The organism is Enterobacter cloacae complex sp. S2 (genome assembly GCF_015159675.1).
Classification (GTDB): Bacteria; Pseudomonadota; Gammaproteobacteria; order Enterobacterales; family Enterobacteriaceae; genus Enterobacter; species Enterobacter intestinihominis.
The window spans coordinates 1-11197 of the sequence record NZ_JADDTS010000012.1 but is presented as its reverse complement, the minus strand read 5'-3'; the positions used below and the strand labels follow the sequence as shown (position 1 = coordinate 11197).

Genomic DNA, 11197 nt, shown 5'->3' with positions numbered 1-11197 from the left:
CGTATATTCCCCTCACCCTAACCCTCTCCCCGGAGGGGCGAGGGGATTGCTCAGTGCTCGCATTAATTTGTGGGGAACCCTCAGCCCTATGGGAGAGGGCCGGGGTGAGGGCATCAGGCCGCACAATACTGAAGGGAAAACCATGCACACAACCCACAGCACATTTTCTCTCGCCGGCCACACCCTCCACCGCATCACTTTCGACCCCACCACCTTCACCGACGCCGATCTCCTCTGGCTGCCCCATCACGCACAACTGGCTGACGCCGGACGCAAGCGCAAATCCGACCACCTGGCAGGCCGCATCGCCGCGGCGCATGCGCTAAACGAGCGCGTAATCCCCGGCATCGGCCCCAGCGGCGAACCGCTCTGGCCGCAAGGTATTTCCGGCAGCATCACCCACAGCGGCACGCAGGCGATGGCCGTCGTCACGCAATACCCGGCGCTTATCGGCATCGATTGTGAAACGATCCTTTCCGAAAACGAAGCCTGGGAAATCAAAGACGGCATTATTGATACGCAGGAAGAACCTGTGCTTTCCCGCTCGGGATACCCGTTCGCCCTTGCTCTCACGCTGGCGTTCAGCGCCAAAGAGAGCCTGTTCAAGGCCCTCTTTCCGCAGGTGCAGGCCTGGATGGGTTTTGACAGCGCCCGCATTACCCTGCTCGACGACAGGACGCTTACGCTGGCATTGACCCGTCAACTTGCAGGCTTTGAGGAAGGCACTGCCTTCACCCTTCACTGGCAGCAGCACGGCGAACAGGTCATCACCCTGCTGTCACACGCTCCTGCCGACGTGCCTTCACGCTGGTCACCACAAACGTCACGATAAACACCAACGCGAACAGGACCACAATGGTCGGCGCGGGCGCGCTGTCGAGATAAAACGAGGCATACACGCCGCTTACCGACACCAGCGCTGAAACGGCGACCGCCACCAGCAGCGCCATGTGAAAGCGTCGGGTAATCAGCACCGCCACCGCGCCGGGGGCAATCAGCAGCGAAATCGACAGAATTATACCCACCGCTTTCAGCGTCGCCACGATGGTCAGCGAAACCATGCACAGTAAGCCGTAGTGCAGCCAGCGGGTGCGCAGGCCGCTCGCCTGCGCCTGCTGATAGTCAAAGCAGAACAGCAGAAAATCGCGCCACTTCAGGCCAATCACCAGCGCAATCAACCCCGCGACGAGACCGCTTTGCAAAATGTCCATCCCGTTAATGCCCAGCATATCGCCGAACAGAATGTGGTCGAGATGCACCTCAGGTTTGACGGCGATATAGAGGATCAGCCCGGCGCCGAACATGCCGGAAAAGACGATCCCCATAACCGTATCTTGCTTGATTCGGCTGTTATCCTTCAGGTATCCGGTGGCGACCGCGCAGAACAGACCAGCCACGAATGCGCCCAGCGCCAGCGGCAGGCCCATCATCCAGGCCAGCACGACGCCGGGAAACACCGCGTGGCTCATGGCGTCGCCCATCAGCGCCCAGCCTTTCAGCACCAGAAAAACCGACAGCAGCGCGCAGGGCACGGCCACCAGGAGTGAAATCATCAGGGCGTTGTTCATAAACGCAAACTGAAACGGTTCGAGGAGCAGCGTCATCATGGATGTGCCTCCCGCGCCCGACGGCGGCTGGCAAGCAGCCCGTGCTTCGGCGCAAAGACGAACGCCAGCAGGAACAGCAGCGTCTGGGCGACCACGATAATGCCGCCGGTGGCGCCGTCCAGGTAATAGCTGGCCCACGCACCGAGGAAGCTGGTGATGCTGCCAATGGCGACGGCAATCATCAACAGGCGCGGGAAGCGATCGGTCAGCAGCCAGGCGGTCGCACCGGGCGTAACCACCAGACAGATCACCAGAAATGCGCCGACGGTTTGCAGCGCCGCCACGGTAGAGACCGCCAGTAGCGTGAAGAAGAGAATTTTCAGGCGTTCAGGACGCAGACCGATAGCGCGGGCGTGGTTCTCATCAAAAAAGGTCACCATCAGATCTTTCCATTTGAACAGCAGGATAACTATCGACACCACGCCGATAATCGCCAGCTGGACGATATCTTCCGGGGCGATGGCGAGAATATTGCCGAGGACGATGGTCTGAATGTTCACCGAGGTCGGGTTGAGTGAGACCATAAACAGCCCCAGCCCGAAAAACGAGGAGAAGATCAGCCCGATAATGGCGTCCTCCTTCAGGCGGCTGCGCTGGTTGAGAAACAGCATGCTGCCCGCCGCCAGCCCGCCCGATAAAAACGCCCCCAGCGAGAACGGCAGTCCGAGCATGTAAGCGCCCGCTACGCCCGGCACGATGGAGTGCGACAGCGCATCGCCGATCAGCGACCAGCCTTTGAGCATCAGATAGCAGGAGAGAAACGCGCACAGCCCGCCCACCATCGCCGAGACCCACATCGCGTTGAGCATGTACTCGTAGCCGAAGGGTTCGAGAAGCACGTTCATTTGGCCTCCTGTCGGTGCGTGACGAAGGGGCGTTCGTCGTCGGTAATAATGCGATCTTCCGAGCCGCTGAGCACCACGTGGCGCAGCACGCCGCTAAAGGCGCGCTCAAGATTCTCAGCGGTAAAAGTGATATCCGTCGGGCCGCTCGCCAGCACGGTGCCTTTGACCATCACCGTGTAATCGCAGAATTCCGTGACCGAGCCCAGATTGTGGGTCGAAACCAGCATCGTTTTACCCTCGTCGCGCAGCTCCCGCAGCAGGTTGATGATCCTGGCTTCGGTTTTGACGTCCACGCCGGTAAACGGCTCGTCGAGCAGGATCACCTCGCCCTGCTGGGCAATCGCCCGCGCCAGAAACACGCGCTTCTTTTGGCCGCCGGAGAGCTCGCCAATCTGCCGATGACGCAGCTCAAGCATGTCCACGCGCTTCAGGGCGTCGGTTACAATCTGCCTGTCGCGCTCTTTAGGCCGACGCAGAAACCCCATATGCCCGTAGCGGCCCATCATCACCACGTCCTCGACCAGCACCGGAAATGACCAGTCGACCTCTTCCGACTGCGGCACGTAGGCGACCAGGTTCAGGCGCAGCGCCCGGTGAGGCGGAAGCCCGAGAATGGAGATAGTGCCGCTCGCTGCCCGCACAAAGCCCATCACCGCCTTAAACAGCGTGGACTTGCCGGAACCGTTCACCCCCACCAGGGCGGCAATCGATCCGCCCGGCACGCTGAACGACGCGTCGCGCAGCGCCGTGTGGCCGTTGCGGTAGGTCACGGTCACGTCGGTTACAACAATCCCCTTCTGCATGGTTACTCCTTCATCCCGTCGCGGATGCCCTGCACCAGCGTGCGGGTGGTGACGTTCAGCAGATCGATATAGGTCGGCACCGGGCCGTTTTCTGCACTCAGGGAGTCAACGTACAGCACGCCGCCGTAATGGGCGCCGGTTTCCCGCGCCACCTGACGAGCGGGCTTATCCGAGACGGTGCTTTCGCTGAACACCGCCGGAATGTGATGTTTTTTCACCAGATCGATAACCTTGCGCACCTGCTGCGGCGTGCCCTGCTGATCGGCGTTGATCGGCCACAGGTACAGCTCTTTCAGGCCCAAATCCCGCGCCAGATAGGAGAACGCCCCTTCGCTGGTCACCATCCATCGCTTGTCTTCCGGGATCGCCGTGACCTGCTTACGCAGCGGTTCGAGAGTGGCGGTGATCTTCTGCTTGTAGGCGTCGGCGTTACGCTGATAGGTCTGCGCGTTGGCCGGATCGTACTTCACCAGCGCGTCGCGGATGTTATCGACGTAAATCAGGGCGTTGTCCGGCGACATCCACGCGTGCGGGTTGGGCTTGCCGTTATAGGGCCCTTCGCTGATGCCCATCGGGGTGATGCCTTTGGTAACAATCACCTCCGGCACGCCGTTCAGATGCTGATAAAAGCGCTGGAACCACAGCTCCAGATTCATGCCGTTCGCCAGGATCAGCTGCGCCTTCTGCGCGCGTTTGATATCGCCCGGGGTGGGCTGGTATTCGTGAATTTCCGCGCCCGGTTTGGTGATGGAGGTGACCTCTGCGGCATCCCCCGCTACGTTTTTCGCCATATCAGCGATAACGGTAAAAGTGGTGATGACCTGGAACTTTTCAGCCGCCAGCGCGCCGGTTGTGGTCGCGGTCATAAGCAGCGCGCCGAGCAACAGACGCTTCAATCCTTGCCGTGGATGCATCGCAGAAGTCTCCTGAGGTGATTAAATTAAAAGCAAAATTAGCCCGTGCTATAAGGTATAGCACAGGCTATATTTAAATGAAAATAGTTATCATTAAAGTTATGTCAACGGAGGGAGAGCCTGATGGCGCTTCGCTTATCAGGCCTACGGTAAAGCAGTTTTGGAGTTTTGTAGGCCGGGTAAGCGCAGCGCCACCCGGCATAAGGGCGACTCACTGCCCGGCAAGTGCCTTATAAAATGCAGGATTCTCCCGAATCACATTAAGTACCTTCGCCGCCAGCCCGGTTGGGTTGCGACGTTTAGACTCCCAGCTCTTTATCGTATCGACGCTCGTGCCAAGCGCCTTCGCCATTTCGCTTTGCGTGATATTGAGCTGCTCTCTGATGGCGCGCACATCAGCAACTTCATAGCGGGTTACCCGGGAAGCGGCTTTTCTTCCGTTATGGATCTCAACGGCCTCTTCAAGCGAAGATTTTAATTCATTAAAAATACTCATTATCAGCCTCCACCTGCCTGATTAGGGTACATAGTACACCTCAAATTTACGGCACTGGAAGCAGTATTTTTCAGAATGGAAGTCAGCTTTTTAAGTTCTGCTTTCTCTGTCTCTGTCAGGCTGTCCTTTATGCATTTTGGATAGGCCATAATGAAATAGATCACCTTTTGCAGATCCTTTAATTCATCATCCGTAGCAATGCTTTTAATCTGTCGGGTAAAGAGTGATGTTTCGATAAACTCTATCGCATGACTCATCCATAGTTCCTTCCCTAAACGCAGCAAAAGCCCGAATGCTTCAGCATCAGGCTCTTGCTGCATGGTTACTCTTCCTTGAGTAATGCTGCGCCAAATAACTGTATTTATATACAGTCTGAAGGTATTTTAAGAATCCGTTTAGACATCCGGGAACATCACGCTATTCCCCGGCGCTTCCCTGTGGAGATGGATAAAGTTCAGGTGCCGTTCATACTGGTCCAGAATATCCGTAATTACCTGCTCCTTGCTGTAATCCATCAAATCATTACCCTGGCTCCCTTCCAGCAGGAAGGTCTCCAGCCGGTAGTAGGTCGATTTCCCGCTGCGCGCCCGGTAGGTAAAGCCGGGAACCGAATACTGCTGCGGCCAGATCTGATAAACAAAGTTCTGCTCGTCGCCCATGTGCACCAGCAGATCCAGGTGCCCCAGGGTTTCGCCCTCTTCCGGCGGCAGGTTTTTCAGCTCCACGTAGGCGCCACGCAGCTTCAGCTCCTGCGCCACCTCTTCCATCGCCGGGAAGCAGACCGTCTCCATCATCTGGCTGGTGTAGCGCGTGCCCGGGTAGTTCATCAGGCGCGACAGGCGTTTCTTCCAGCTCAATCTGTCCTGCGCGCCCATCGGCCGGGGCGCGGTGTCGCGGCTGGCGCTGACGCGGCGGTAGTCTTCCACCTTGAGCGATTTATACAGCCCGGCCATCACGAAGAAGATCACGAAGCTGAACGGCAGGCCCATGATCACCGTGGTGTTCTGCAACGCAGAGATACCGTTGGTCATCAGCATCCCGAGCGTCAGCAGGCCGATGGCGACGGACCAGAAGATGCGCAGCCAGTTCGGCGCATCGCTGTTGATGTCTTTAAGCTTCGAAGTGAAGTTCCCCAGCACCAGCGCGCCGGAGTCCGCCGAGGTGACGTAGAACAACAGGCCGGTAATGGTTGCTACGGACGCGCTAAAAGTAAACGCCGGGTACTGCGCCAGCAGGCTGTAGAAGCCGCGCTCCGGGTGCACCATCGCTTCCTGCGCGAAGGTCGCATTGCCGTGGATAATTTCGTGCAGCGCGCTGTTGCCGAAAATCGACAGCCACAGCAGGGTGAAGGTGAACGGGATGATCAGCGTGCCCATCACGAACTGACGGATGGTGCGCCCACGCGAAATTCGCGCCAGGAACAGGCCGACAAACGGCGACCAGGCCACCCACCACGCCCAGAAGAAGAGCGTCCAGTTGTTCATCCACTCCACCGGGCGGTCAAAGGCGAAGCTGTTCAGCGTCATGCCCATAAAGCGGTTCACGTAATCACCTACGTTGAGCACTAGGGCGTTGAGCAGGAACGAGGTGTCGCCCATAAACAGCACGAACAGGATCAGCCCCAGCGCCAGCGCGACGTTCAGCTCGGAGAGCACGCGAATACCTTTATCCACGCCGGAGGTCACCGAGATGGTAGCGATGATCACCGACAGCGCAATTAGCGCCGCCTTCGCCGCCATCGAATCCGGGATGTCAAACAGCACGCTCAGCCCGTAGTTAAGCTGCACTACGCCAATCCCGAGCGTGGTGGCGATGCCGAAGATGGTGCCGATCACCGCCGCGATATCGACGCTGTGGCCAATCGGGCCGTTGATCTTTTTCCCGAAAATCGGGTACAGCGCGGAGCGGATGGTAAGGGGCAAATTATAACGATAGCTAAAGTATCCAAGCGCCATGCCCATCAGGGCATACATTGACCAGCCCGTCAGGCCGTAGTGGAACAGCGTCCAGACCATCGCCTGACGCGCGGCCTCCATCGTCTGCCCTGCCCCTTCCGGCGGCTGCATATATTGCGTGACCGGTTCCGCCACGGAGAAGAACATCAGGTCGATGCCAATGCCCGCGGCAAACAGCATCGCGGCCCAACTCAGCAGGCTGAACTCGGGCTTGGACTGCTCCGGCCCAAGCTTCACCGAACCGAAGCGCGAGCAGGCAATGCAGACGACGAAGACGATATAGAGCGTCGCCGCCAGAAGGTAGTACCAGCCGAAGGTCTTCGACACCCAGTTCAGGGTGCGCCCAATCCACTCGGCAGAAAAATCACGAAAGAAGATGGTCGTCAGGGAAAACAACAAAATCAGCCCGGCGGACGTATAAAAAACGACCGGGTTGATTTTGTCTTTTTCTCTGTCTTGTGAAAGGTCTGTCATCCAGTATCCCCACTGTTTTTGTAACTATTAAAATCTAAAATCGCAACAATTAAGACACATTTTATATTGAACGTCCAATCAAAAACCGCTTTAATAGATTACCAACGCTGATGAATGGAGTGGCAAAAATGCCCAAAGTGGGGATGCAGCCGATCCGGCGCAGGCAGCTCATCAATGCCACGCTGGAAGCAATTAATGAAGTGGGAATGCATGACGCAACCATCGCGCAAATCGCCCGTCGGGCGGGCGTGTCCACGGGGATCATCAGCCACTATTTCAAAGATAAAAACGGTCTGCTGGAAGCAACCATGCGCGACATCACCGGTCAGTTACGCGATGCGGTATTAAGCCGTTTACGCGCCCTGCCGGACGGCAGTGCAGAGCAGCGTTTGCAGGCGATTGTCGGCGGCAATTTTGATGAAACACAGGTCAGCGGCGCGGCGATGAAGGCCTGGCTGGCCTTCTGGGCCAGCAGCATGCATCAGCCGATGCTCTATCGTTTGCAGCAGGTCAGCAGCCGCCGGTTGCTCTCAAATCTGGTGTACGAATTCCGCCGCGAACTGCCGCGTGAACAGGCTGAAGAGGCGGGCTACGGGCTCGCCGCACTGATTGACGGGCTGTGGCTGCGCGCCGCGCTCAGCGGCAAACCGCTGGATAAAACCCTGGCCCAGTCGCTTACCAGCCACTTTATCAGCCAGCATTTACCGACCGACTAACCGAGGAGGAAGCATGTCCCGAATGGCAGAACAGCAGCTTTATATCAATGGTGGTTATACATCCGCCACCAGCGGTCGCACCTTCGAGACCATCAACCCGGCCAACGGTGAAGTTCTGGCGAGCGTGCAGGCCGCCGGGCGTGAAGACGTGGACCGCGCCGTGGATAGCGCAAAGCGCGGGCAAAAAATCTGGGCGGCGATGACCGCCATGGAGCGCTCGCGCATCCTGCGTCGCGCCGTCGATATCCTGCGCGAGCGCAACGACGAGCTGGCAAAGCTGGAAACCCTCGACACCGGTAAAGCGTTTTCTGAAACCTCGACCGTCGACATCGTCACCGGCGCGGACGTGCTGGAGTACTACGCGGGGCTGATCCCGGCACTGGAAGGCAGCCAGATCCCGCTGCGCGAGACCTCCTTCGTCTACACCCGCCGCGAGCCGCTGGGCGTGGTGGCGGGCATCGGCGCGTGGAACTATCCGATCCAGATCGCCCTGTGGAAATCCGCCCCGGCGCTGGCGGCGGGCAACGCGATGATCTTCAAGCCGAGCGAAGTAACGCCGCTTACCGCCCTGAAACTGGCGGAAATCTACACCGAAGCGGGCGTGCCGGACGGCGTGTTTAACGTTCTGCCGGGTGTGGGCGCGGAAACCGGCCAGTACCTGACCGAGCATCCGGGCATCGCCAAAGTCTCCTTTACCGGCGGCGTCGCCAGCGGCAAAAAGGTGATGGCGAACTCGGCGGCCTCGTCCCTGAAAGAGGTGACGATGGAGCTGGGCGGTAAATCCCCGCTGATTTTGTTTGACGATGCGGATCTGGATCTCGCGGCAGATATCGCCATGATGGCCAACTTCTTCAGCTCCGGTCAGGTGTGCACCAACGGCACCCGCGTGTTCGTGCCCGCGAAGTTCAAAGCCGCGTTTGAGCAAAAAATCGTTGAGCGCGTGGGCCGCATCCGCGCGGGCGACCTGTTCGATGAAAACACTAACTTTGGCCCGATGGTCAGCTTCCCGCACCGCGACAGCGTGATGCGCTACATCGCCAAAGGCAAAGAGGAAGGTGCGCGCGTGCTGTGCGGCGGTGATGTGCTGAAGGGTGACGGCTTTGATAACGGCGCGTGGGTTGCCCCGACCGTGTTCACCGACTGCACCGACGAAATGACCATCGTGCGCGAAGAGATCTTCGGCCCGGTGATGTCCATTCTTTCCTATGACACTGACGAAGAGGCCATTCGTCGCGCCAATGACACCGACTACGGTCTGGCGGCGGGCATTGTCACCGCCGATCTGAACCGCGCCCACGGCGCTATTCATCAGCTCGAAGCGGGCATCTGCTGGATCAACACCTGGGGCGAATCCGCCGCGGAGATGCCGGTGGGCGGCTACAAACACTCCGGCATTGGCCGCGAGAACGGCGTCATGACGCTTCAGAGTTACACCCAGGTGAAGTCCATCCAGGTTGAGATGGGTAAATTCCAGTCCATATTTTAACCGGGAGGTTTATTTGCAATTTGACTACATCATTATCGGGGCCGGCTCTGCCGGCAACGTTCTGGCAACACGACTGACTGAAGATCCGAACACCACCGTCCTGCTGCTTGAGGCGGGCGGGCCGGACTACCGCTTTGACTTCCGCACCCAGATGCCTGCCGCGCTGGCCTTCCCGTTGCAGGGCAAGCGCTACAACTGGGCGTATGAAACCGAGCCAGAGCCTTTCATGAACAACCGCCGCATGGAGTGCGGACGCGGAAAAGGGCTGGGCGGCTCGTCGCTGATCAACGGCATGTGCTACGTGCGCGGCAACGCAATGGATCTGGACAACTGGGCGAAAGAACCGGGTCTGGAGCACTGGAGCTATCTCAACTGCCTGCCCTACTACCGCAAGGCAGAGACCCGCGACGTGGGGCCGAACGACTACCACGGCGGCGACGGTCCGGTGAGCGTCACCACCTCTAAGCCGGGCGTGAACCCGCTGTTTGAAGCGATGGTGGAGGCAGGCGTGCAGGCGGGCTACCCGCGCACCGACGATCTCAACGGCTATCAGCAGGAAGGCTTTGGCCCGATGGATCGCACGGTCACGCCGCAGGGCCGACGCGCCAGCACCGCGCGCGGCTATCTGGATCAGGCCAAACCGCGCCCGAATCTGACCATCCGCACCCACGCCATGACCGATCACATTATCTTTGACGGCAAGCGCGCGGTGGGCGTCGAGTGGCTGGAAGGCGAAAGCACCATTCCTTCAAAAGCGACAGCGAAGAAAGAGGTACTGCTGTGCGCGGGCGCTATTGCGTCACCGCAGATCCTCCAGCGCTCCGGCGTGGGCAACGCTGAACTGCTGAAGCAGTTTGATATCCCGCTGGTACATGATTTACCCGGCGTGGGGGAAAACTTGCAGGATCACCTGGAGATGTACCTTCAGTATGAATGCAAAGAGCCCGTTTCCCTCTACCCTGCCCTGCAGTGGTGGAACCAGCCGAAGATTGGCGCGGAGTGGCTGTTTGGCGGCACAGGCGTGGGTGCGAGCAACCACTTCGAAGCGGGCGGGTTTATCCGCAGCCGCGAGGAGTTCGAGTGGCCGAATATTCAGTATCACTTCCTGCCGGTAGCGATTAACTACAACGGCTCGAACGCGGTGAAAGAACACGGTTTCCAGTGCCACGTCGGCTCCATGCGCTCGCCGAGCCGCGGGCACGTACGGATTAAGTCCCGCGACCCGCATCAGCATCCGGCGATCCTGTTCAACTATATGTCCCACGAGCAGGACTGGCAGGAGTTCCGCGACGCGATCCGCATCACCCGTGAGATCATGCACCAGCCCGCGCTGGACAAATACCGTGGGCGCGAAATCAGCCCGGGCGTCGAATGCCAGACCGACGAACAGCTGGACGAGTTCGTGCGTAACCACGCCGAAACCGCCTTCCATCCGTGCGGCACCTGCAAGATGGGCTACGACGACATGGCGGTGGTCGATGGAGAAGGCCGCGTTCACGGGCTGGAAGGGTTACGCGTGGTAGATGCGTCGATTATGCCGCAAATTATCACTGGCAACCTGAACGCCACCACCATCATGATTGGTGAGAAGATTGCCGACGCCATTCGCGGGCGCGAGCCGCTGGCGAAGAGCACGGCGGCGTATTATGTGGCGGATGGGGCGCCGGTTCGCCGCTGAGTGCGAACTTCTCCTCTCACCCCGGCCCTCTCCCTTTGGGCTGAGGGTTCCCCACAAATTAATGCGAGCACTGAGCAATCCCCTCGCCCCTCCGGGGAGAGGGTTAGGGTGAGGGGAACATACGGCGGTGGTGGTCATTCCGTTCACTTTATGTTCCTTGCTACTCTGTAACGACATGACCGGTGAACGTGCCAGGGTGGCTCAGTCGCCACCACCCTGGCAA

Annotated in this window: 11 protein-coding genes; 4 read left to right on the top strand and 7 right to left on the bottom strand. The window is 59.0% G+C overall.

What is annotated here, in order from left to right; genetic code table 11:
• Positions 1-142: 142 nt before the first annotated feature.
• On the top strand, positions 143-832 hold the full coding sequence (gene entD / locus IPZ49_RS06685; protein WP_063147212.1) for an enterobactin synthase subunit EntD: 690 nt from the start codon (positions 143-145) through the stop codon (positions 830-832).
• On the opposite strand, the gene IPZ49_RS06680 is transcribed toward entD, so the two are convergent.
• The 7 genes from IPZ49_RS06680 to betT all read right to left on the bottom strand — a co-directional run bounded on the left by IPZ49_RS06680 (position 768) and on the right by betT (position 7094).
• Positions 768-1607 (bottom strand): metal ABC transporter permease, encoded by an 840-nt coding sequence (locus tag IPZ49_RS06680; protein ID WP_045309216.1) that lies wholly within the window; start codon positions 1605-1607, stop codon positions 768-770. The genes entD and IPZ49_RS06680 overlap by 65 nt on opposite strands.
• A complete protein-coding gene (gene sitC / locus IPZ49_RS06675) occupies positions 1604-2452 on the bottom strand; it encodes an iron/manganese ABC transporter permease subunit SitC (protein WP_032624704.1) in 849 nt (282 codons plus the stop codon). Before sitC ends, IPZ49_RS06680 begins: the two co-directional genes overlap by 4 nt.
• Entirely contained in the window at positions 2449-3255 is an 807-nt protein-coding gene (sitB, locus tag IPZ49_RS06670; RefSeq protein WP_063147214.1) for an iron/manganese ABC transporter ATP-binding protein SitB, read from the bottom strand. Before sitB ends, sitC begins: the two co-directional genes overlap by 4 nt.
• 2 nt (positions 3256-3257) lie before the next feature.
• Positions 3258-4169, bottom strand: coding sequence for an iron/manganese ABC transporter substrate-binding protein SitA (gene sitA, locus IPZ49_RS06665; protein ID WP_032624705.1), 912 nt, complete (start codon positions 4167-4169; stop codon positions 3258-3260).
• A 211-nt stretch (positions 4170-4380) separates the two neighbouring features.
• Complete coding sequence (gene nadS, locus IPZ49_RS06660) at positions 4381-4665, bottom strand: NadS family protein (RefSeq protein ID WP_003858821.1); 285 nt, start codon at positions 4663-4665, stop codon at positions 4381-4383.
• 2 nt (positions 4666-4667) lie between these two features.
• The gene (locus tag IPZ49_RS06655) at positions 4668-4922 is read right to left on the bottom strand and encodes a hypothetical protein (RefSeq protein WP_032621825.1); all 255 of its coding nucleotides are present in this window, start codon (positions 4920-4922) and stop codon (positions 4668-4670) included.
• A 138-nt stretch (positions 4923-5060) separates the two neighbouring features.
• The gene (betT, locus tag IPZ49_RS06650; RefSeq protein WP_023305649.1) at positions 5061-7094 is read right to left on the bottom strand and encodes a choline BCCT transporter BetT; all 2034 of its coding nucleotides are present in this window, start codon (positions 7092-7094) and stop codon (positions 5061-5063) included.
• A 128-nt stretch (positions 7095-7222) separates the two neighbouring features.
• Between betT and betI the strand changes: the two genes are divergently transcribed.
• The 3 genes from betI to betA are packed head-to-tail and all read left to right on the top strand — an operon-like array spanning position 7223 to position 10974.
• Positions 7223-7810 carry a transcriptional regulator BetI gene (betI, locus tag IPZ49_RS06645; RefSeq protein ID WP_063147216.1) on the top strand — a complete coding sequence of 196 codons (588 nt, stop codon included), beginning with the start codon at positions 7223-7225 and terminating at the stop codon, positions 7808-7810.
• Positions 7811-7823: 13 nt separating this feature from the next.
• Positions 7824-9296 (top strand): betaine-aldehyde dehydrogenase, encoded by a 1473-nt coding sequence (gene betB, locus IPZ49_RS06640; protein WP_063147218.1) that lies wholly within the window; start codon positions 7824-7826, stop codon positions 9294-9296.
• Between the two features lie 13 nt (positions 9297-9309).
• On the top strand, positions 9310-10974 hold the full coding sequence (gene betA / locus IPZ49_RS06635) for a choline dehydrogenase (protein WP_063147224.1): 1665 nt from the start codon (positions 9310-9312) through the stop codon (positions 10972-10974).
• Positions 10975-11197: the final 223 nt, after the last annotated feature.